The 21,228-nt window shown below is 36.6% G+C and carries 23 protein-coding genes; 3 read left to right on the top strand and 20 right to left on the bottom strand.

Going from position 1 to position 21,228, the window contains the following annotated elements:
- Positions 1–6: 6 nt before the first annotated feature.
- The 19 genes from QE431_RS05015 to QE431_RS04925 form a co-directional block, all read right to left on the bottom strand.
- Positions 7–297: a hypothetical protein gene (locus QE431_RS05015; RefSeq protein WP_373428842.1), complete on the bottom strand. Its 291-nt coding sequence runs from the start codon at positions 295–297 to the stop codon at positions 7–9.
- On the bottom strand, positions 297–1,439 hold the full coding sequence (locus QE431_RS05010) for a hypothetical protein (RefSeq protein WP_307293273.1): 1,143 nt from the start codon (positions 1,437–1,439) through the stop codon (positions 297–299). The genes QE431_RS05015 and QE431_RS05010 overlap by 1 nt, the downstream gene beginning before the upstream one ends.
- 38 nt (positions 1,440–1,477) lie before the next feature.
- Entirely contained in the window at positions 1,478–2,317 is an 840-nt protein-coding gene (gene traN / locus QE431_RS05005; protein ID WP_307293271.1) for a conjugative transposon protein TraN, read from the bottom strand.
- 27 nt (positions 2,318–2,344) lie between these two features.
- Complete coding sequence (gene traM, locus QE431_RS05000) at positions 2,345–3,622, bottom strand: conjugative transposon protein TraM (protein WP_307293269.1); 1,278 nt, start codon at positions 3,620–3,622, stop codon at positions 2,345–2,347.
- Between the two features lie 7 nt (positions 3,623–3,629).
- Positions 3,630–3,896, bottom strand: coding sequence for a hypothetical protein (locus QE431_RS04995; protein ID WP_307293266.1), 267 nt, complete (start codon positions 3,894–3,896; stop codon positions 3,630–3,632).
- 3 nt (positions 3,897–3,899) lie between these two features.
- Positions 3,900–4,520: a conjugative transposon protein TraK gene (gene traK, locus QE431_RS04990; protein ID WP_307293264.1), complete on the bottom strand. Its 621-nt coding sequence runs from the start codon at positions 4,518–4,520 to the stop codon at positions 3,900–3,902.
- A gap of 17 nt (positions 4,521–4,537) precedes the next feature.
- Entirely contained in the window at positions 4,538–5,713 is a 1,176-nt protein-coding gene (gene traJ / locus QE431_RS04985) for a conjugative transposon protein TraJ (RefSeq protein ID WP_373428950.1), read from the bottom strand.
- A gap of 31 nt (positions 5,714–5,744) precedes the next feature.
- A complete protein-coding gene (locus tag QE431_RS04980) occupies positions 5,745–6,380 on the bottom strand; it encodes a TerB family tellurite resistance protein (protein WP_307293261.1) in 636 nt (211 codons plus the stop codon).
- 11 nt (positions 6,381–6,391) lie between these two features.
- Positions 6,392–6,817: a hypothetical protein gene (locus QE431_RS04975; protein WP_307293258.1), complete on the bottom strand. Its 426-nt coding sequence runs from the start codon at positions 6,815–6,817 to the stop codon at positions 6,392–6,394.
- Positions 6,774–7,007 (bottom strand): hypothetical protein, encoded by a 234-nt coding sequence (locus tag QE431_RS04970; RefSeq protein WP_307293256.1) that lies wholly within the window; start codon positions 7,005–7,007, stop codon positions 6,774–6,776. Before QE431_RS04970 ends, QE431_RS04975 begins: the two co-directional genes overlap by 44 nt.
- Positions 7,008–7,022: 15 nt before the next feature.
- Positions 7,023–7,706, bottom strand: coding sequence for a conjugal transfer protein TraI (locus QE431_RS04965; RefSeq protein ID WP_307293253.1), 684 nt, complete (start codon positions 7,704–7,706; stop codon positions 7,023–7,025).
- Positions 7,707–7,717: 11 nt separating this feature from the next.
- Entirely contained in the window at positions 7,718–10,186 is a 2,469-nt protein-coding gene (locus QE431_RS04960; protein WP_307293250.1) for a TraG family conjugative transposon ATPase, read from the bottom strand.
- A 36-nt stretch (positions 10,187–10,222) separates the two neighbouring features.
- The gene (locus QE431_RS04955) at positions 10,223–10,534 is read right to left on the bottom strand and encodes a DUF4133 domain-containing protein (protein WP_307293247.1); all 312 of its coding nucleotides are present in this window, start codon (positions 10,532–10,534) and stop codon (positions 10,223–10,225) included.
- Positions 10,534–10,869 (bottom strand): DUF4134 domain-containing protein, encoded by a 336-nt coding sequence (locus tag QE431_RS04950; protein ID WP_307293246.1) that lies wholly within the window; start codon positions 10,867–10,869, stop codon positions 10,534–10,536. The genes QE431_RS04955 and QE431_RS04950 overlap by 1 nt, the downstream gene beginning before the upstream one ends.
- A gap of 131 nt (positions 10,870–11,000) precedes the next feature.
- Positions 11,001–11,456 (bottom strand): hypothetical protein, encoded by a 456-nt coding sequence (locus QE431_RS04945; RefSeq protein WP_307293243.1) that lies wholly within the window; start codon positions 11,454–11,456, stop codon positions 11,001–11,003.
- A gap of 230 nt (positions 11,457–11,686) precedes the next feature.
- Positions 11,687–11,881, bottom strand: a complete 195-nt coding sequence (locus tag QE431_RS04940) for a YqaE/Pmp3 family membrane protein (protein WP_307293241.1) — start codon at positions 11,879–11,881, stop codon at positions 11,687–11,689.
- Positions 11,882–11,957: 76 nt separating this feature from the next.
- Positions 11,958–13,148 carry a hypothetical protein gene (locus QE431_RS04935; protein ID WP_307293239.1) on the bottom strand — a complete coding sequence of 397 codons (1,191 nt, stop codon included), beginning with the start codon at positions 13,146–13,148 and terminating at the stop codon, positions 11,958–11,960.
- A 38-nt stretch (positions 13,149–13,186) separates the two neighbouring features.
- Positions 13,187–14,074 carry a helix-turn-helix domain-containing protein gene (locus QE431_RS04930; RefSeq protein WP_307293236.1) on the bottom strand — a complete coding sequence of 296 codons (888 nt, stop codon included), beginning with the start codon at positions 14,072–14,074 and terminating at the stop codon, positions 13,187–13,189.
- 296 nt (positions 14,075–14,370) lie between these two features.
- Positions 14,371–15,063, bottom strand: coding sequence for a hypothetical protein (locus QE431_RS04925; protein WP_307293234.1), 693 nt, complete (start codon positions 15,061–15,063; stop codon positions 14,371–14,373).
- 347 nt (positions 15,064–15,410) lie between these two features.
- Here QE431_RS04925 and QE431_RS04920 point away from each other — a divergent pair, with 347 nt between their 5' ends.
- On the top strand, positions 15,411–17,087 hold the full coding sequence (locus QE431_RS04920; protein ID WP_307293232.1) for an AraC family transcriptional regulator: 1,677 nt from the start codon (positions 15,411–15,413) through the stop codon (positions 17,085–17,087).
- A gap of 73 nt (positions 17,088–17,160) precedes the next feature.
- Entirely contained in the window at positions 17,161–17,337 is a 177-nt protein-coding gene (locus tag QE431_RS04915; RefSeq protein ID WP_307293229.1) for a histone H1, read from the top strand.
- Positions 17,338–17,374: 37 nt separating this feature from the next.
- Here QE431_RS04915 and QE431_RS04910 read toward each other — a convergent pair whose 3' ends face one another.
- Positions 17,375–17,701 (bottom strand): hypothetical protein, encoded by a 327-nt coding sequence (locus QE431_RS04910; protein WP_307293226.1) that lies wholly within the window; start codon positions 17,699–17,701, stop codon positions 17,375–17,377.
- A gap of 494 nt (positions 17,702–18,195) precedes the next feature.
- Between QE431_RS04910 and QE431_RS04905 the strand changes: the two genes are divergently transcribed.
- Positions 18,196–21,225 carry a SusC/RagA family TonB-linked outer membrane protein gene (locus QE431_RS04905; RefSeq protein ID WP_307293223.1) on the top strand — a complete coding sequence of 1,010 codons (3,030 nt, stop codon included), beginning with the start codon at positions 18,196–18,198 and terminating at the stop codon, positions 21,223–21,225.
- The last annotated feature ends 3 nt before the right edge of the window (positions 21,226–21,228 follow it).

The following is a 21,228-nucleotide window of genomic DNA, read 5'->3' as shown; positions in this document are numbered from 1 at the left end:
TTAAGCTCATTCCAAATGAAAATAAATCCTGCTTTTTTGTTTTCTTTTTTTTACCGGCACGTATTGTAAATAGCCATATTTATCCAGCTCGCTTACACATTTTAGATAAACTTTTGAAGAAGAAAGCTTGGCAATATGCTTTATATCGTCAGCTGATGCCGCAATAGGATTAATAAAACCCATATCTGATCTGAATTTAAGAAGAGCCGCATAAATGGCAATATGCGTGGAGCTGATACGAAAATCCTTTTCAATAGCTGTGAAAAAATCAGATAGGGGTTTTAAATTTTCCATCATTACATCGAATGCGATTTACTCTTTCTATTATTTTTTGTCATTTCAGAATCTGAAGAGTCAACATTACCGACACTACTTTTTTTTTGTTCTTTCGAAACAGATTGATTTTCAAGTATTGATTTCTTCTCATCTTTACTTTCACGGTGATTAATTCTCTGCATGTTTTCATCAAAAACCTTTACAGTCTTAAATTGTGGATTTGCTTCGATATACATCTTGTTTTCAACACCACCAACTACAAAGGTTACTGATTGAAGATTTCCTTTCTTAAGAGAATTCAACAAATCCTCTTTATACTTGGGGGTTTCCAATTCCTTAATTGAGTGCTTAGCAACACTGGCTTCTAGATCGTAGCCGTAATTTTGATGATAGTGATTAAGTTTGAAGTTGCCACCGTCATCACTATTTTTAAAGTCTATTTGAATCCAACAATTATAAAGTTCTCCGTCCTTATTCTTTAGATCTTTATTTACAGAACGGCCTTCCATTAAATTGTAAGCCTCTTTGAGCGTAATATTACCACCGTTGCTATTTATATAAAAGGTTTGTTCTAAAGATTCTTTTGAATTTTCTTTTTGAAGATTTACATGATACGAATTAAAAAAATACATATCACTCTGATCTGACTTTTTAAAATTCAGCGTTGCATTCATGGAATCCGTCCCGTACACTCCTTCTCTGTTAATCTTAAATTCTTTCTCACCCCGCATCATCTTTTCTTTCAGGTCGTGATCGAACGTCTCTCCAAATCCAGTATATTTTAACTGGTCTTTCAGGTATTCTAAATTTTTCTGATTCATCATATTTGTATTTAAGTTATTTTCTAATAATTCTTTTCTATCCCTTTCCCGATTGGCAAAACCAGTAAGATCAAAGGCTTCATTCTGCGAAACATCTATACCGCTTTCAAGAACCAATCTTAAATCGTTTATAAGTGATTCTGTCGTTACACTCTTAAAATAGTCTGCATCATTAGTCATAATAAAGCAGTATTCTTGTGCATCCCAAGTGTTTCTGAAAAACTCGATATTATCGGCATCGCAAATTCGATCCACTTCAAACGCAGTAAAGTTGTAGCCCACTTCAGCAAATTCCTCTGCTAGGCTCAAGAGAATTTCAACATCATTAATATTTATTGTCATGATATTCTTGTGATATTTAAGGCACAATTACCTAATTCTTACAACGGAAATATTTTATCGGTCAGGTTATTTTTAATATCTACTTCCAGCTGCCTTTCTCCGTTCTTTTCAATAAGCTGTATTGTCAAATATTTTTTATCGGGGATTGTAAACTTTGGCAGGGCATAAACAGCGGTTACTTCAGATTTATCAGCAATTACATTTCGGCTGTTAGCAGCATACAGGGGAAGTATTTCAATTTCCTGAGATGCTGTGCGTTTTGATTTCTTCTTGTCGCGGATAAAAAAACGAAGCTGGTCAATGTCATAATTAATTTTCGAAGCATTATCTATTACAATTCTCAAATACATGATATCTTCATGAATAAAAATACCGCTGACTGTAAGTTTTATTTCAAATTTTGAACGCTGCAGTCCGTTTATCTTTTTCTTTTTAGCTAAAGCGAGCGTCGCATATTGTTCAATTTTCTTTTGATTTTCATTTTCGATTGAAAACAAAATATCTTCATTTACTACCCCCAGATTATCGGCCCTTATATTTAAATCAGCGCAGTTTTCGTCATAGTTCAGTACAAATACATAAAGACGGCTGTCAGCTGTAACAACGGTCAGATTAGTCTGGGTGAAATTCTCCTTTCCTGCCTTAAGCAATAGAATGTTTTCAACACCTTTAGCTTTCTGCATCAGCACATCAGCACTTCCTTTATCCATGCTCTTGATCGGATAGGGAAAAACGATGCTTGTCGTTTTTGAATACCCAATCTGAATATTTTTAAGCTGGTCCGCATTATAGCTCGTTTTTTTATTAACTGATTGTGCAAATCCTGATACCGCTGTTATAATAAAACACAGCAGATAAATCCAATTTTTATTTTTCATTTTTAAATCTTTTAGTTATTTCAAATTCTATCGTTTCTCATCGTATAGCAGTACCTGATACCCTGCCTTTACCACAACTTTTATCAGCTTGACCTTTTTACTCATAAGACTTTTGGCAGCTTCAATTCCCATTCCAGCAGCCTGCGCACCCCATGAATCAGTCAGACCCGTGAGTCCCAATGTCTGAATAGAGCGGTCAGCGGAGGCTTTCGCAACATCCCTGTTTATAGCGCCCGGGATATAAATGCCGTCAATTCCGTCAAGATCATAAACCGTTAGTTCAACTGGATAGATGGAGTTTCTATACTGGATGTTATTCACTTTAACTTCCAGCCGCTCTCCTTTCAAAGAAGCAATTCCATATAAGAATGTATTTTTAGGGATTACCATACCCTGCAGCGTAATTTCACTGCAAAGCCTTAGTTTCACAATAGATCCGTTTACAATAGTCTGTGTCTCGTGTATTACTGCTTCAATTGAATTAGGCTGATAATCGGCTTGTAAACTCTCTTCTGCTGCATAGAAGGAATTTCGTTTTGAGGTATCTAAAATGCCAGATCGCTGCTCCAGCAAAGTGGAATTATCAATTTCTTTTTTACGATTAACACTAAAGATTTTCCCCTTTTTATTATCAGAGGACTGTTTTAATCTTTCCTGTACTCGGGAAGGGTGCTGGATATCTAAGATATTTTCCAGCATTCCTCCAAGCTGCTGGAGTTCCGGGTCAGGTTCCTGAACAGCTCCCATGGAAGACATCATCTGTTCCAGGTCTTTTATCTCTTTCGATGTTTCATTTGATGCCCCGTAGTTTTCAAACTCTCTCATATCCTGACCGTATTTATCCGCAGCTACAGGTTGGTTAATTACCTTTTGCAGCGCCTTTATTTTCTCAAACACTTTCTTTTCATTTCCCTGCTGAAGCGCAGCGGAATTAAATCCAGTTTGTCCTTTTGGATAAATCTGTCTTTCAAAATCTTCCTCGGTAAATTTTCCCCCAAAATCCTTCAACAATTCAGCATTAGAGTAATTGGGATCTTTTTTAATCTGTTCCAGCAGTTTTAACGAGTCTGATGATGCCTGATCATAGTAGCTCATTTTATCAAGAGCAGAATCTTCTTTAAATTTTGGTACTGGAAGATTAAAATTGAAGCCTTTTTTTTGTTCACTTAAGCCTGCTGCTGTTTCCATTATTCCGCCACCCAAAATATAGAATAGTACGGTAATAAAAGGAAGTGTAATTAAAGGCAGCACTAAAAGCATTTTTCTTTTTTTTGATTCTTTGATTGATATTGTTTTTGTTTCCATAATTGAATTACTTTTTTAGATTGATTGCTTTCACCTTAGAAATTGCAGCTGTATTTTTAAAAAGCGGATCATCTGCTGACATTGTTACACAGATATTATAAATGAAGTAACTGCCCGTTAAAACGATAAATAGAATCAGCATACAGATAAGTTTTGTCTTTGATAGACCTGAAGTGACTTCACTCATTCTGCCAGCCCACCAGTTCTGCAGCTGCAGGTAATAATCAGGATAAACAAAAGGCTGATCCCGTTTTTTAAATAGCATTTTCATCATCTCTCATTTCCTGTTTTCAACACCGATGTCCTTGTTTTCGATTGTCTCCCAGCGTTCAATAAGAAAACCGTGCGGATTATTATCACTTCTTGATACATTACGCAGGCTTCCCTGGGTTATGAGGTTTCTTTTCAAAATACTGGTTGTCCTGATAATATTCTGTTTTGCATAGCAGTTAAACCGATAAGGATATACTTTTATGTCTATTGTAATGCTATCAATTTGAATGGTCTGGCTTATATTTCCCGAAATAATTCCGGAATAAAAACCATTTTCTTTCAGATCGTCATAAATCCGTTTAGCACTGTCATCAGCCAGATAAAGGGCTTTGGTAATATTTGTTTTAATTACTTTATCATCCGGATCAAGAGTGAAGAAAAACTTGTGGAATGTTTTCACATGATCCCTTGCTTCCACCGGGACATTATCCCTGCGGTCTGAAGAGTAGGCTTCTAGCGCTTTGCCGTTAGCCAGGATATATACTTTGTCCTGCATAAGAGTTACAGATTCAAAACTTTTATACAGGGTGTAGCAGCAGATAATGATGCATCCCACGATTATCAGCATGGTAAACCCTCTTACATATCGGAATGCCGTATCGATATTTTTCATTTTGGTAAACATGAGCACTTCTTTTAAGTTTATTTTGAATTTCCTTGAAGCTTATCGCCCATATAACTGCTTTTTTCAGCAAAATAGGGACTGCTTCCCGCCGAAGAAGACATGCTCCGTGTCATTCTGGTATCAGCATCACCCATTGCATCGAGAACCATTCCAGCTCCCTGCGTTGTTCTGGTAACAATTGTATTTGATGAACTGCCGAATAAACTGGTAACTTTCTGCCCTAAAGCCCCTCCTCCAGCAGCATGCACAATATAGTTAGCCACTGAGGGGACAGTAAAATAGCCTATAATACCGATGATCATAAAAATTAAATAGGCAATGTCAGTTCTGCTGAAAAAGGTATCACCTGTAGCCTCTACCTGCGAGAGATCAAGCTTCAGCATGAGTTCCTGAATCTTTCCTATTATGGCTCCAAAAATGTTGGCTACAGGAAGCCAGAGGTAGATATTGATATAACGTGCTAGCCATACCGTAAGGGTATGCTGAAACCCTTCAAAAACAGCTATTCCAAATACAAGAGGTCCTAAAATCGACAGTACAACGAGTTGAAATGTCCTGAGTGTATCAATGCATAGAGCAGCAGATTCAAATAACACCCTAAGCACCTCACTAAGCCACTCCTTAACAGAATTGCGAAAGCTATAGGATGCTTTTTCCATGGCAAATTTGACATCGTTTCCAATTCCTGCCAGCATGCTTTCATCTGATGGATCTTCCTCGTGGGTATATTTATACCATTTATCACGGTCTCCGGCACCTGTCGCACCAACATACATTTTCCAAGGGTCGGTTTCCTTGATTGCTTTTTCCTTTTCTTTCAAAAGAACAGCAACCGCATTATTTGAACCCGCCACCATTGCAGCGGTGGCAGTAACAGTCGGTTTCATAACCCCGTTGATAAGTGCCAGGACTGAAGGAAAAATCATAATACAAAAGCCGATCGCAAAAGGCCTGAAAAGGGGATAAAAATCAATTGGTTCCGCATTTGCAATATGTCGCCATACACGCGAAGCTATATACCAGACCGCTCCAAATCCTGCAATCCCCTGCCCCACAGCCAACAAATTACTGCATAAGGGCATCATCTCATCATAGAGCTGGTCCAATACCGAGTGCAGGCTCTGCATATCGTCTCCAAGTCCCTGCGACTTAACAGCGCAAGGCATAAACACAATTGCGATTATCAGAAACATTCTTTTAAAGCTTTTTAAAACATTCATCATCTTAGTTTTTTAATTCATGAAGTTCCTTAGAGGAAAAAACATCCTTTGATTCTCTTGCTCGCTGCAGCAGCAGGACGTTTGACGATGCATTAAAATTTCGAAGAAATGCTATCTTATCCTGCATCTCCAGATAAACACTATCCACTGCATCAAGTCTTTCGTCATCTGACATCCTGAGCTTATCGGCTGTGATCACCATAGTGAGTTCATCCAAGTTTCTCAGGCTTTGCTTTAACAGATTTCCATAGACTTTTTCAAAGTAGCTGAGTTCCTTCTGGCTGAAACTTCCGCTTTGTGCAAAACGAGCTAGACCTTTTTTACTTTCCCTGACCAGCTGAATTTGCAGATTTACAATATCCCCCACCCTTTTATAGTTCTTGACTGCGGGGCTGACCTGCAGGAGCGCATCTAAAAAAGTTTTATGAAGGCTGAAATTTCCTTCCGACATATCTTTTACCGTCTTATATCCTTCCGACAGCAGCTCGTATCCTTTTTTCATGTCGCTTAAAATCTTTTTGAACTGCGAAAGCTTTTCGATATTTAAGATCAGCTGCTGGATTTCTGCCGACTGTGCCTCGGCTTTAAAAGGAACAGACAGGATAAATAAGGTAATTATTGTAAATGATATTTTTTTCATGATTCTTTGTTTTATAGGTCGTACATGCCTCGCACCGCCTTTGTATCTTTTTCACTTTTTGCTTTTGATAAAGACAAAATCTCTGCCTCACGACTAAAAGAAATACAGAAGTTATAATCTTCAAGCATCGTTTTATGAAGCGTATCAATACGCTCTATACGCTGGTCATCGGTGAGTTCTAGTTTTGAATCAGTGGTAAGTGTAATTAGTTGATCCAAAGTATCACTGCAGTTTCCAAGAAGGCGTCTAAAAGAGCGCTCAACATAATCGAGTTCATTTCCATGAAACAGATCAGCTCCCTTAAGATTACTGCAAGTCTTTCTGTAAATTTTAATAATTTTCAGCTGTATAGAAATAATTTCGGCTGTCTTATAATAGTTCCTGACTTTGGGATTAACTTTTAAAAGTGAAGCAAAATAATCCCCGTGCAGGTTCAATTCCCCTTTCTTTAAATCCCCAAATAAAATTCAGGCCTTTGGAAACGGCAGAATATCCTTTTTTTGCATAATCAATGTAAACCTGAAGCGCTGCAATCTGCAGCAGCAGCTCCTTTCTCTGCTTTGCCTGCGCGTGGAGTCCCTGAAATAATACCAGTACCATGGCTGCTGTTAAAATGATTTTTTTCATAATTATCTTGCTTAATTATGGAATTCCGTAAAATTGTTTCACCTGATTAACATCAGCTTCTGTTTTAGCTCTTTGAAGACTCAGCATTATATTCTGCTGGTTAAACAGGGTAAGGTCATCGTAATTGGAGTCAATTTCATCAGCAGCCCTATTTATGATTTCAAGTCGCTGCAGATCACTCATCTGTGTTGTAAAAGAATCCAGTATTAGAAATATCTGGTCGATTTTCTTGACGCTTTCCTCCAGAATACCCGTATAGACACGTTCCATATACTCTATTTCACTTTCTTTAAAATGAGCATCCTGTTTGAAAAGTTTCCATACCTTTTCATATTCCTGAACCAGTCTGGTCTGTTTTTTAGTGATTTCTTTTATCCGCTGGTAATACGTGATTACAGATTTCACTTTGGCGAGTTCTTCATAATATTCCTTATAGAGTTCTTTCTGCTTTTTGGTCCAATCGGATATCTCATCTAGTTTTAATTTCGACAGGACATTTTCAACTTTTTTCTGGGCGTTCTGAAGCCAGATGGTTTTGTTCTGCAGTTTCTGAATCCTCAGGTCAATTGCTTTGATAACTTTTTTAGTCACTGCTTTTACAATTTCAAGTATCGGCAGTACAGCTATTTTTTCTGCAGGTCTGGCGGGAGTGCTTATTAAAAGCAGACAGATTATGCAGGTAATTATTCTTGCTTTCATTTTTCTTTTTTTTAATTGCCGTTTCTAATCTCATTGGCCAGTGCTGCAATTCCTTTTTTGATGTCACCTCCAAACTTTGCAGCATACCGGCTCACTTTTACCTTCTCGCTTTCCTCAGTTGTATAGGCAAGATATTCCTCAAGGGAAACCTCTGTTCTATAGACTTTGGAAGACATGCTGCCCAATGATATAAATACCTCTTTATATTTCTTTGAAGGATCATTGGCTTTATTCACTGACAGCACCAGTGCTTTCTCCTTTTCCGTAAGCCCCAGCAGTTCCTGTATCTGGTCAAATTTGTTTTGATATTTGCTCTGATCGAGAAGTATTTTACAGTCACTATTATTGATAATTGCCTGTTTGACAACAGGGGAAGAAATAATGTCTTCTACCTCCTGGGTTACCACAATGGCTTCTCCAAAGAACTTGCGCACAGTCTTAAATAAATACTTAATGTATTCGGACATTCCTTCTTTCGCGATTGCTTTCCAAGCCTCTTCAATCAAGATCATTTTACGGATGCCTTTGAGCTTTCTCATCTTACTGATAAAAACCTCCATGATAATGATTGTCACAACAGGGAAAAGTATCGGATGATCTTTAATGTTATCGAGCTCAAATACAATAAATCTTTCTTTTAATAAATCAAGGTTCTCCGTTGCATTGAGCAGGTAATCAAACTCTCCTCCTATATAATAAGGTCTTAACACATAGAGAAAATTAGTAATGTCAAAATCTTTCTCCTTTACCTTATCACTCTCCAAAATTTTGACAAACTCATTTTTTAGAAAATCATAGAAGCTGTTAAAACAGGGGAAAATTTCTTTCTCGCTATCGAGTTTTTCATAATACAGCTGCAAGGCATTTGAAAGGGCTACATACTCACTTCTGTTGAAGGTTTCATCATCTTTTTTCCAAAGTGCCAGCAGCAGTGTTTTGATGCTTTCTTTTTTCTCGGTGTCCAGAATATCCCCTTCCGAGATATAAAAAGGATTAAAACGGATTGGGTTCTTTTCATCGTAAGTAAAATAATAACCATTCACCATATCACATAATCCTTTGTAACTGTGGCCTACATCGACCAGCACCACATGGGTTCCCTGTTCGTAATAACTTCTGACCATATGATTGGTAAAAAATGACTTGCCGCTTCCAGAGGGTCCGAGAATGAATTTGTTTCGGTTGGTGCAGATTCCAATTTTGACAGGTTCATCGCTGATGTCCACATGAACCGGTTTTCCTGTCAATCGGTCGCCTAACCTGATTCCCATAGGGCTTAATGAGGATCGATATCCCGTTTCCATATTTAAAAAACAGACTGCCTGTTCCGAGAAAGTGTCAAACGTATCATTCATTGGAAAATCAGCCGCGTTGCCAGGCATTCCTGCCCAGTAAATCTGAGGTGCTCCGACTGTTTCCTGCTTTGCCGCCGCATCCATCTGCGCGAGGGCTGATGAAACCTTGTTTTTCACTTCCTTAAGACTTTCTTCATTGTCAGTCCATGCCAATACATTAAAATGTGCTTTTACAGGAAGCCTCTGCTGTGCAATGGCTTCATTCAGAAAATCATTGGTCGCATCACGGGCAATCATATTTTCCCTGCTGTAGGCTGACAACGACTGCAGTCTTAGTCTTTTACTTTCCAGCTTCTGAATGGTCTTCTGAGAATCCTCAATAAAAATATACTGATTGTAAATGTGGTTACATGATAAAAGCTGTCCTAGTGTTGAAGCAAAACCGATGCTGAACTTGGTCTTATCGGTAGAGTAACGATCAAAATTAATTCTTGATCCGCATAAACCCGGAAGATCAGCCGCATCCCCAAGGGTAAAAAGCTGGCAGTGCTTATCCCCTATTCTCAGCCCGTCTTTAAAATAAACATCATTAAATATAAATTCATTTTCCTTCTCCGATAAAAAGCAGTACTGCTCTATAAGCCCTTTTTTTCTGCTCTGGCTTTTAAGCTCTTCATTTCTAAGCTGGTTCAACTTTACAAATCCGCTGTCTTCTAAAATCCTTTTAAACTGACCTGCCGAATCCAGAAAATCCTGAAGCAGCTGAGGCTTTAAAGTTTCCTCAGGGACAGGAGAGCTTCTGATCAGTGTCGAAAACAAGGAACTGGAATTCTTTCTCCCTGCTGGCTTTTTCGTCAGCATAATATAACAGCTGTGATCCAAAAATGGTCGTTCATTAAAGAAGCGCTCACTGCTTCTGCTTAAAAAACTGGTATCATCGATTGTAAAATCAGCTTTGTAAGCTTTTTCTAAAAACCAGTCCTGCTTATGAAAGACACAAAATTTCGGCAGAATCTTTACCGCTTTAATCCATGACTGATGGAAAGCCTCATACTCCTGATCAGACATCGTAAAAATCTCTGGAAGTTCTGCTTTAAATACAATGGTAACATCTCCTTGTTTTGATAAAATACAGTTGTGCTCAACATCCAGTATCGGTAAAATTCCTTCTATCATCTTTTCCATTTCTCACTTCTTTTATCTTTTAACTATCTACAGCTATCATATCATAAAAACACGCCTGCTGTTTACTTTGATAAATTTCGGAAGCTGTTTCCTCGCAATTGCTTTCATCATACCATGTTCGCCATAAGTATTGCTCATTTTGTAGATTTTTAAAACCAGAATAGTTCCTGATATTCCAATAAATCCAATGCAGATCAATGACGGAATCCCAATGATGTAGAGCACGGCAAAAACAATCATAAGCAATACAACTCCTCCACCCAAATACCATATATATTGCGCTTTAAGACCTTTAAATTCAATACTCTGATTGATACCTTTATTTATCTGGTAAACACTCACTGCCATTACACACCGAAAAAAGATTTGATAACTGTGGCCACCACCACTAAAAAAACACAGCTTCCAAACCAGGCAGCGGCTACTTTACCGGTATCAGGATCTCCGGCGTTCCATTTTTGGTAAACTTTCACAGCTCCAATTAGACCGAGGATTGCACCGACTGCATACATTAACTCTGTTCCGGCATCAAAATAACTTCTCACCTTTTGATTGGCCTCGTTAATACCCGCTACTCCATCTTGGGCGTATACCCCTGCATTTATAATTAATAGAATAATAAATGTTATTACCCTCTTAATCCTAAACTTCAAACTCTTTAATTTCCATCTCCACTTTTTCATCATTCATCATTTAAAGGTTATATTAACTGTAATAAAACAGAGGAATTCCGCCGTCACATCAGCTATTCTCATTGTCACATTTTACCATACCGCACAAGCACGGACGGGGAATATTCCTCTGTAAATTTTTATTAAATGGCCTCATCCCACAACCCATCCATTTCCGGGTAAGTTATAACCAGCTGTGGGTGCTTTTCGCATTCTGAGACCATAAGAGAATTGATTTTTTCTCGAAGAGAGGATTTCTTAACATATGGATATCCTTCAAGTATAAATCTTATATAGTTTTTGAATTCAGTTACCGAAAGATTGGCTTGACTCGACTCTGCAACTGCTTTTTCAAGTTTAGTAAAGAGCTCTCTGGCATCTTCCAGAGTATCAAAAGGTTCTTTGAATTCTGAAAACATATCGATACTCAGATTGTTTTCCTTTTTGGAATTATTTTTAAACAGCTTAATTTTTTGTTTACCGTTGAGCAATTCTTTGAGCCAACCAGAATAAAATTTACGTATTATAAAAATGTACCAAAAAACTAATACTACAATAACTATTAGCGCATATTTACTCCATGAAATATTTGAAAGCATAATCATCTTCATTTATCGTTAGACATCATCTCCTGCCTTAAATCACATTTGGATCGTTGCGATTTTAATTGCAGGTCAAAGGAACGATTAGAATAAATTTTCTACAAGTACAACTTTGTTGTACCCTTTTGTACCCCTAGTGTTTACGGGCGCTACAACAAAAAAAGCTCGCAAGAAATAATGGGTTTCATTATTTCTTGCAAGCTTTGACTTATTTAAAATTTGGCCTTTTACTTTTTCATAGCCTTAATTAATTTGTTGTTACGACTGTCGGCTCTTGAATTCTGCAATGAAACTACTGCCCATATTGCAGCAGGAATCCAGCCGATTAAAGTAATCTGCAGAATCAAACAGAGCAGTGCAGTTAAAAGTTTACCTCTTAAAAGAAAAGAGATTGACGGAAAAAATATTGCAATAAGTGTCATAATCCTTTGATTTTTATATTGGTCGTAGTTAATAAAATTTGTTACTTAATACTTTTAGAAAATCTTAAAAATCAATTTAATAAGTGTTTATTTTTTTTATGATTTTCTGTAGCGTCTCTACCGCTATATCCTTATCACGGTCTTCAGCGTTATAGGATTTACTTCGGACGGATTTATATGAAAGCTCTTTCTTAAAAGGTGTGGATAAGTATGGGATAATCATCCTGAAGAAATAATTCATTGATCGGGCTTTAACAATCCTTGACTCATCCGCCGCTCTCAGAATTAATGCGAGCTGATCGGCTGACAGGTCGCATTCAATTTTAGAATCCTTGTCCGCATTTTGAGTGTCTTCACTGATACCATGAACATCTGCTTTTATTAATAATTCAAGTTTTCTCTCCAGAAAATAAATTTCCAGCTCGAACCATTTTCCTACCTCAGCTTTTATGTTATTCCTGCTGGGATCAAAGGACATATTTTCGTTTGAATAAATCTGCACAAACTCCTTCTGATAGAAAAGAAGCCTAGTAATTCTGTATGGAATCGACTGTTCGTCATCAATCTCATTATTTATATGCTCGATGATGTAATTGGCATATTCTGAGCTGTTAAAATTCTTTTCAATAAGAAGTTTATCAATATTTGAAAAGATATTTATATCAGTACTCTTATCGATATTTTTAATAGCGGTTAAAAGTTCCTTTTGATACAACAGCTGGCGATATGTAATCTTTCTTCCAGAGAATCTTTCAAGGAGTTGAGATAGATTTTTGACAACAATTTCTAATACTCTACCATGTAATCCTGTATAAGCATTTGCTGAAAGTTTTTTTAGCTTTAATTCCAATTCACTTCTTGAAAGCATCAAATAAGTAATCGGCACCCTTTCATCAAGTCCTAGAAAATCTGAAAACCGGCTTTCAATAACTAAAAGCAATTCTTCCAGCTTGGCCTGGAATATTTGATAAAGAGAGGATGCTTGTGAGTTATCTATAATATTCGATTTTTGATATTCTATTATGATGTCTAATAAATATATCACCGTCGAATGATACTTTCTTACCTGCAGCCTTACTTCTCTTTTTCTTCGAAGTAGAAATATTTCTCGTTTCAAATAGTTTTGAATGTTCTTTGATTCTTTTTCAATATGCTCGGACAGTATTGTAAAGTCCTGCTTAGACAAACTTTCAGCTATCTGATTTTCAGGAGCTAATTTCTGTGAAATGATTAGATCAAACCATTCTAAAGGATATATTTTGTTCATTGTATTACTGTTTTAGTTAACAAATAATCCAACAAATACTAGTGTGTTTTGAATTTTTCCGCTGCATTTAAACGATACTGTGATGGGGAGATAGAGGAATGTTTCTTAAAAAAAACACTGAAACTGTTGGCGCTAGGAAACTCTAATTCATCCGCAATTTCTGCAATTGTTATAGTTAGATCATCGAGTAAAATTTCCGCTTCCGTAATTATAGTTTGAACAATTAGTCTTTTTATCGATTTACCTGTTATTTGTTTTACAACTTTATTTAAATGGCCGGGCGTTACATAGAGCGCGCCAGCGTAGAATTTTGCATCATGCTGCTTTTTATAATGAATTGACAATATAGTAAAAAAGCGCATAATTAAATTTTCCTTTTGGGTAATTTGCTGGATATGTTCTGGTGTGTATTTATTGTATATAAGCCGAAGTTCATATAGTAAAAGGGTAAAACCAATTTTCTGAAGATCCAAATCCTGAGAGCCATTCTGCGCATCTTTGTTTACAAAATAAATCAGCTTGAAGATCAGTGATAGAACTAAAAATTCTTTCTCCTCAAGTCCAATCTTAACAGCTTTTAATCCTATAACGAAATAAAAAGATTCTATTAGCTCTTTTTTCATTCCGTTTCTAATTGCATAATCAGTGCTGAAAGAAATAAGATACAACTGTACTTTACCATGAACTTCTATCAAACTACAATACGAGTTGCGCGGTATTACCAGCAAATCTCTCTCTTTCATTTCTTGCGTTATATCTTCTAGTTGAATATTAAATTTTCCAGATTTTAGGAGAAGTAGCGAGAAGTTAGGTACGATGAATGCTTCCGAAATGTTTGTCATCACTTCATATTTTTTTATAAAGTGAATCGCCAATCCTGAAATTGGAAGCTTATCAAGATCTAGGTTTATCAAATCTCTAATCATAACTTAAGTTTGAAAAGTTCTATAAAATCAAATTTGTATTCATGATCTATCATCAAAAATCATTTCCATTATCGTAAATGCTATGAAGTATAGATTTGAAAGACTTGTTATAAAAAACAAATAAGCCAGCAATCTTGGATCCGTGGTTCTGTTTTCTCCATCGAATACATAGCCCACTATTTCATCATAACTAAAAAGTGTCATGATGAAATAAAGGCTAACTATATTTAAAAGAATGAGGCCTGTATAAAACATTTTTCTGCGTTTCACTTTCTTGAATCGATTAGATAAAATAATTAGTTCACTATATTTTGCAATTGTGCAATTATGGAAACGATTGTACTGACGTAGCCAGAAACTGGAGCTGTCTTTTTGTGTCCAACCGAAGTCTCCCAATCCCTATCCTTACGCTCTGCTTCAGCATACAAAGCATAACTTGTAATGGTTGAAACTGTAAGGATCGTTTCTTTTTCTTCATCGTTTATCACTGTGCTCGAAATAATTGTTGAGTCAAATGCAAGTATATAGTCGCGAATTTCTGTATACTCAAGATTTTGCTGTTCAATTAAGTATTCAATAAATGAAATAAGCTGCGATTTGCTCTGGGAAGTGATTAGGCTATTGTTTACTATTTCAAGCAGCTTAATCGACGGATTACTCAGAATTGCAGCAATTTCTTCCGTAGTGTAGCCGAGATCCTGTGATTTATGCGACAACTTATTTTTATTGAAGTCAGTCAAAAAAGAAATAAGGGTGTGTATTTCATCAATAGATTGAGGCTTTTGGTTATCTACGTAAAATTCCTGCATGGCCTCGTAATACCTTTTCCCTTTTTGATCATAAGGATTTTTAGGATTTAAAGGAAAAGCAATATCCTCAACAGAGTTACCTTGTTCATATTTAGTAGTGCCCGATACTGTTAAATCTGATTCATTTGAACAGGCAGATAAAATCAATAATAATAAACTGCATAATAATAAATTTTTCATGATATGAGTGTTTGAACGTGAATGAGAATTTTTATTTCTCAGTTCATTTCATCCGGATAAGCAGAACTTTTATCTGGCACCTTGCCTGATATTTTGCTTGTGAATTCGAAGCAAATCTATTGGCATAAAAATTATCCGACAACACAATGCTTGTGGCTTTTCCGAAAATAGCCTATGGATTTTCGGAAAATCCATAGGCTATTTTATAAAACAGAACATTGTTTATCAGTGCATTATGTAAAATTTATATTACTTTTATGTCAATCTATCGTAAAGTGATCATGTCTCTTGTTATAGTTTGAAATAAGGGTAGAGCATAGAGCATTTTATCTCAAAACCCAAATCTCATGAATTACAAAACTTCCTTTTTACTATTGCTTTGTTCTTTAAATTTGCTTTACTCCCAAAGAAAAATATTTAAAATCCCGGATTCCCTTAAACATAAATCCTACAGCTATCTTGATGACAGAATTTATGAACTTCGAGGAGACAGTTCTAGTGCATCAGTATATTTATATAGTTATTTAGCTAAGGCAAAAAGAGAAAATAATTGGAAAGAAATTTTAAATGGATACCAAAGCATATTGCATGAGTCCCCATCAAAATTGCGCTTAATTTACGCAGATAGTATGATTTATGCAGCTAAGATTTCAAAACAAAATGACTTAATTGGTTCGGCATATCTTTCAAAAGGGATTGCATATTATTGGAAAAATGATATTCAGCATGCATTAGACAACTTTATTACTGCTAACCAATACATATCCCAAACTAATGATAGTTACCTAATTTATAAAGTAAAATATAACATTGCCAACATCAAGGTATATTTAGGTTTCTATGACGAGGCAATATCCCTGCTTTCCGAAACGACCGCTCATTTTAAAAATCAAGACGAAAGACCTTATTTAAACTCCCTGCATTTATTAGGTTTATGTTATAATAGGATTGGCAACTATGGTCATTGTACTGAAACAAATAATCTGGGCATAGCTGAAAGTGAACGATTGCAAAAGTTGGAAATGAAACCTTACTTCATACATTCCGAAGGAGTAAATCATTTTTTTGAGAATAATTATCATATCGCTATTGAAAATCTTAAAGAAGCCTTGAAGATTATTGGAAAGAGCACAGACTCCGGAACAATTGCCATAGCGAATTTCTATATAGGAAAAAGTTTCTGGCAACTAAAGAAATATGATCAGGCGGTTGGATTCTTTAAAAATGTAGACAGTATATATAATAAAACCGGGTACATTGACCCATATCTACGCGAGACATACGAATTATTAATTAAATATTACAAGACTAAAAATGATTTAAATGCACAACTATATTCGATAGATCAGTTGCTGAAAGCAGACAATTATCTAAATGAAAGTTATAAATACCTTGTCACAAGGATACATAAAGAATACGACACAAGCGAACTAATACATCAAAAGGATGAAATTAATGCTCAGTTCATGCGGGAGAAACAGCATGTTACTATGTTCATAGTTGCGGTGGTAATTCTATTTACAACATCGTTTGTTTTAACTTATAAATATTTTCGAAATCGCCGGTTTTATAAAAAGAAGTTCGATGAACTAATGGTTCAGCTAAATAATGATCATTCAAATATATCAAAAAATAAAACGAACAAAGAACCGATTTTAGACATAAGCCCTGAAACTGCAGCGACGATTCTCAGGCAGCTTGAAAAATTTGAAAAGGACAGGAAGTTTTTAGAAAAAGACTTAACATTGTCTAAGATTGCGGGTATGTTCAATTCTAATCCAAAGTATTTATCAACCATTATAAGTTACTATAGAGAAAAAACTTTTAGCAAATACATTAATGATCTTAAGATCGATTACTTAATTTCATTATTAAAAACAGATAAAAAAATTCGGAAATATTCCAATGGAGCTTTAGCTGATATTGCTGGATTTAGCAGTACACAAAGATTTGCTCATGCCTTTCTAGCTAGAACAGAAATGCCAACTTCTTTTTTTATCGAGGAAATCAAAAAGAATAATTAGCGAAAACATTCTACTTTGATTTATAAATTTAGACAAATTAATATATTTGCCAACTTAATTTAAAAATTGTAGTATGAAAGATTTAGTAGCGAAGATACACGCAGAGATTGAAAATTTTAAAACAGAATCTGAATCGTTATCAGAAAAAGGAGTAAAAGCAGCTGGAGCAAGAGCTCGAAAATCTTCATTGGAAATTGAAAAACTTTTAAAAGAGTTTAGAAAAGTTTCTATCGAGGAGTCTAAGAAATAAATAAACAATTTGAATCCCATTAAATTAATGGGATTTTTTATTTTTTAGTCTTTTTAATAAAATCGTCATTTATCCTTCCTGCATACTTACTTTCGATTGATGTAAAAAATTCTGATAATTTTATTTTTTTATAAAAACACATTATTGCTAAAGTTGACATTGGTATACGGTAACCGTCGTTTTCTCTAATCTTTCTTAAAACATGTGGGTGAATACCAAGCTCTTGGCTTTGGGACAAATTTGATTTGTCTTCTAAAATCCATTCGTCATTAATAAAATTGCATACTAACTTATCTAGCAAAAAAACTTTTGCTAGCTCTTCTTTCGTAGTTGAATTGCTATTTATACTTGACTTCTCCGACATATTAACAAATAAAAAAATTATTCTTCATTTTTATTAGCACGATAGTGCCAGTTTTACTTTTTTTTGTTATATTTGTAACTGAATCCATATATTTGCGATACTTCATTAAAATATTTGAAGCATTCGCTTTGAATCCCGACTTATAAAACTGGTAATTTTTGCACACGGGATGATAAGTAAGATGCTCACGTCATTGGCGTGGGCTCACTTATTTCGTGTGCGGGTATACCAGTACCTTTAAGTCGATTTAAGCTGAGTTCCATGCCATTTTTTTACCAAACTCAGTAATTCATAGCACTTCTTTCAAATTTTGAGTTAGTTCGCCATTGTATAATTTTAAACAAAAACTAACAAACTATTGAGAAAACAACACTTCATTTATGTCATTAAGTTAGTTACTTAATGCATAAAAAATGGTTCCCTGCTGCAGCGACCAAACTAGAGCAGAGAACCTTAGCTAATCAAACTTCTATTTAACTAACCAATCCAATATTATGAATTATTTTTCATTTTACAAGGATGGAAAAGCACTTTATTGCCTAATTTTTACGGCAATTCTGTTCACTTTTTCGTCTTCGTTTGCCGTAAATTCTTCACGGCATTTTACTCTTATTTGTCAACAACATCGCGTACAAGGAATAGTAACGGACGGAAATTTTCCACTTCCGGGAGTTACAATTGTCGTAAAAGGCAATAAAAATGGCGCCATTACCGATTACAATGGACAATTCAATATTTCGGCTAGTCCCGATGATACTCTTTTCGTATCTCTTATAGGATTCAAAACTAAGGTAGTACCTGTAAATAATAGAGTTGAAATCAACATTAAACTGGAGTATGATACTACAACATTACAGGAGGTCCGGGTAAATGCTGGTTATTATTCCGTAAAGGAAAGAGACCGAACGGGGAGTATTGCCCGGATTACCTCAAAGGATATAGAAACCCAGCCTGTTGCAAACGTTCTGGGAACAATGCAGGGACGGATGGCAGGAGTAAACATCACCCAGAACACAGGAATGCCGGGCGGCGGGTTTTCAATTCAAATTAGGGGACAAAACAGTCTTAGATACGATGGCAATGACCCCCTTTATATTATTGACGGAGTGCCCTACTCTTCCCAAAGTGTCGGCAGCGGCTACACGTCCACAAACATGCCATCCCAAAACAGTCCGCTGAACAGCATCAATCCATCGGATATAGAATCCATAGAAGTATTGAAGGATGCAGATGCCACTTCAATTTATGGCTCGCGTGGCGCCAACGGAGTTGTATTAATTACAACCAAAAAAGGAAAATCCGGCCGGACATCCTTTTCTGCCCAATACGATTATGGTCTTGGACGTGTCACCAGATATAAAGATGTGCTTTCTACACCTGATTATCTCGCCATGCGTAGAGAAGCTTTCGCAAATGACTATGTGACCAGCTATCCTGCCTGGGCTTATGATGTAAACGGAGCTTGGGACCAGAACAGAGATACAGACTGGCAGAAAGAACTTATTGGAGGAACCTCCGAGTATACCCACATACAGACATCACTTTCCGGTGGTTCGCAGCAGACCCGATTTCTTTTAGGAGGAAATTATCATAGAGAAACGACAGTATTCCCGGGAAGTTTTGATTACGTGAAGTCAGGCGGCCATCTCAGCCTTAATCACGAATCACAGGATAAAAAATTCAGCCTTGCATTCTCGGCGCTTTATAGTGTGCAGTTTAGTACGCTTCCTTCCTCCGATTTAAGCACGACCGCAGCTATGCTTCCTCCCAATGCTCCTGCCCTGTATGATGCATCAGGAAACCTCAACTGGGAAAACAATACCTTTGACAATCCGCTGGCCACACTTGAGGGAAAGACCAAAGGAGACACTAATGATATAATAGTAAATGCACTGCTTTCCTATGACATAGCCGCAGGATTCAGCATTAGGAGCAGTTTTGGATATACAAATCTGAATCAGCAGCAGCATAACCTCCAACCATCTACATTGTATAATCCCGCATACGGACTGACTAGTAGCTTCTCTTCTGTTTTTACCAACAATATAAACAGGAATTCATGGATTGCAGAGCCACAGTTGGTATGGAAGAACAATTTTGGAAAAGCTGCGTTGGAAGCCCTAGTGGGAACTACTTTCCAGCAGCTGAAAGGTGATAATCTAGTGAGCTATGCGATGGGATTTTCTAACAACCATCTTTTGGAAAATGCCGCATCCGCCTCAAGAACAGGAGTATTAAACAGCGATGAAAACCTCTATAGATATAATTCTATTTTTACAAGGATAAACTTTAACTGGGAAGGCAAATATATAGTTAACATCACTGGCAGACGCGATGGCTCCAGCCGTTTTGGTCCGGGCAGACAGTTTGCCGACTTTGGTGCCGCTGGAATGGCATGGGTATTTAGTGAGGAAGAAACCATTAAGGAAAAACTTTCTTTTCTAAGCTTTGGAAAATTCCGCGCCAGTTATGGCACAAGCGGCAGTGATCAAATTGGCGACTACCAGTATCTGGATAGCTATGGATCATCGGGTTATAATTATCAGGGAATTTCAGGCATTCAGCCTAACAGACTTTTTAACCCCAATTTTGGGTGGGAGGTAAACAAAAAACTTGAAGCAGCAATTGAAACCGGCTTTTTTAAAGATAGACTTTTTCTGACAGCCATATGGTTTAGGAATCGTTCTTCAAACCAATTGATAGGAATACCGCTTCCCGGCACAACCGGTTTTCAGTCGATACAAGCTAATCTCAATGCTGTGGTACAGAATCAAGGGTTTGAAATTACCCTGAGAACTCTAAATTTCAAAAACAGTGTATTTAGTTGGATTACAAATTTCAACTTTACCAGTGCCAGAAATCAATTGATATCTTTTCCCGGACTTGAAGGTTCAACCTACACAAACCAGTATGTTATTGGACAGCCTCTGAATATTCAAAAAGTTTACCATTATACAGGTCTTGATCCATTAACGGGAGTTTACCAATTTGAAGATGTAAACGGCGACGATGTACTGAATCCCGCAGATGATAAACAAACCATAAAAAATCTGAATCCGAAATTTTATGGCGGACTCCAGAATACATTTCAGTACAGAAATCTTGAGTTTGATTTTCTGTTTCAGTTTGTCAGACAGGAAAACTTTAATGAGAATTCAGGAAATCCAATGCCGGGCACAATGTATAACCAGCCCTCAGGAGTCCTCTCCCATTGGGAGAATCCCGGAGATGCAGGCCCGTATCAGGGGTACAGCGACAGTAATGGCAACCGAAGCGTGGCCAACAGCAGATTACTACAGAGTGATGCCGCAATTAGCGATGCTTCTTTTGTTCGTTTAAAAAACATTTCGCTCTCTTACAGCCTTCCCAATGAATGGACAAAAAAACTGACCTGCAGGCTGAGCCTGCAGGGGCAGAATGTGCTCACTTTTACCAAATACAAAGGAATAGATCCTGAATTTAAGAATACAGGATACCTGCCACCTCTGCGTATTTACACAACTAGTATTCAGATAACTTTTTAATCC

Source organism: Flavobacterium sp. SORGH_AS_0622, assembly GCF_030818825.1.
Lineage (GTDB): Bacteria > Bacteroidota > Bacteroidia > Flavobacteriales > Flavobacteriaceae > Flavobacterium.
This window is presented reverse-complemented; position numbering and strand designations above follow the sequence as displayed.

Coding starts and splice junctions, on each gene's coding strand:
- QE431_RS04930 (WP_307293236.1), bottom strand. CDS start 14,074: ATGATTAGAGATTTGATAAACCTAGATCTTGATAAGCTTCCAATTTCA.
- QE431_RS04995 (WP_307293266.1), bottom strand. CDS start 3,896: ATGATGAAAATGCTATTTAAAAAACGGGATCAGCCTTTTGTTTATCCT.
- QE431_RS04970 (WP_307293256.1), bottom strand. CDS start 7,007: ATGAAAAAAATCATTTTAACAGCAGCCATGGTACTGGTATTATTTCAG.
- QE431_RS04950 (WP_307293246.1), bottom strand. CDS start 10,869: ATGAAAAAGTGGAGATGGAAATTAAAGAGTTTGAAGTTTAGGATTAAG.
- QE431_RS04945 (WP_307293243.1), bottom strand. CDS start 11,456: ATGCTTTCAAATATTTCATGGAGTAAATATGCGCTAATAGTTATTGTA.
- QE431_RS04920 (WP_307293232.1), top strand. CDS start 15,411: ATGAATTACAAAACTTCCTTTTTACTATTGCTTTGTTCTTTAAATTTG.
- QE431_RS04905 (WP_307293223.1), top strand. CDS start 18,196: ATGAATTATTTTTCATTTTACAAGGATGGAAAAGCACTTTATTGCCTA.
- QE431_RS05010 (WP_307293273.1), bottom strand. CDS start 1,439: ATGACAATAAATATTAATGATGTTGAAATTCTCTTGAGCCTAGCAGAG.
- QE431_RS04955 (WP_307293247.1), bottom strand. CDS start 10,534: ATGGCAGTGAGTGTTTACCAGATAAATAAAGGTATCAATCAGAGTATT.
- traM (WP_307293269.1), bottom strand. CDS start 3,622: ATGGAAACAAAAACAATATCAATCAAAGAATCAAAAAAAAGAAAAATG.
- QE431_RS04910 (WP_307293226.1), bottom strand. CDS start 17,701: ATGTCGGAGAAGTCAAGTATAAATAGCAATTCAACTACGAAAGAAGAG.
- QE431_RS04965 (WP_307293253.1), bottom strand. CDS start 7,706: ATGAAAGCAAGAATAATTACCTGCATAATCTGTCTGCTTTTAATAAGC.
- traN (WP_307293271.1), bottom strand. CDS start 2,317: ATGAAAAATAAAAATTGGATTTATCTGCTGTGTTTTATTATAACAGCG.
- traK (WP_307293264.1), bottom strand. CDS start 4,520: ATGTTTACCAAAATGAAAAATATCGATACGGCATTCCGATATGTAAGA.
- traJ (WP_373428950.1), bottom strand. CDS start 5,713: ATGTTTCTGATAATCGCAATTGTGTTTATGCCTTGCGCTGTTAAGTCG.
- QE431_RS04980 (WP_307293261.1), bottom strand. CDS start 6,380: ATGAAAAAAATATCATTTACAATAATTACCTTATTTATCCTGTCTGTT.
- QE431_RS05015 (WP_373428842.1), bottom strand. CDS start 297: ATGATGGAAAATTTAAAACCCCTATCTGATTTTTTCACAGCTATTGAA.
- QE431_RS04960 (WP_307293250.1), bottom strand. CDS start 10,186: ATGGAAAAGATGATAGAAGGAATTTTACCGATACTGGATGTTGAGCAC.
- QE431_RS04915 (WP_307293229.1), top strand. CDS start 17,161: ATGAAAGATTTAGTAGCGAAGATACACGCAGAGATTGAAAATTTTAAA.
- QE431_RS04940 (WP_307293241.1), bottom strand. CDS start 11,881: ATGACACTTATTGCAATATTTTTTCCGTCAATCTCTTTTCTTTTAAGA.
- QE431_RS04925 (WP_307293234.1), bottom strand. CDS start 15,063: ATGAAAAATTTATTATTATGCAGTTTATTATTATTGATTTTATCTGCC.
- QE431_RS04935 (WP_307293239.1), bottom strand. CDS start 13,148: ATGAACAAAATATATCCTTTAGAATGGTTTGATCTAATCATTTCACAG.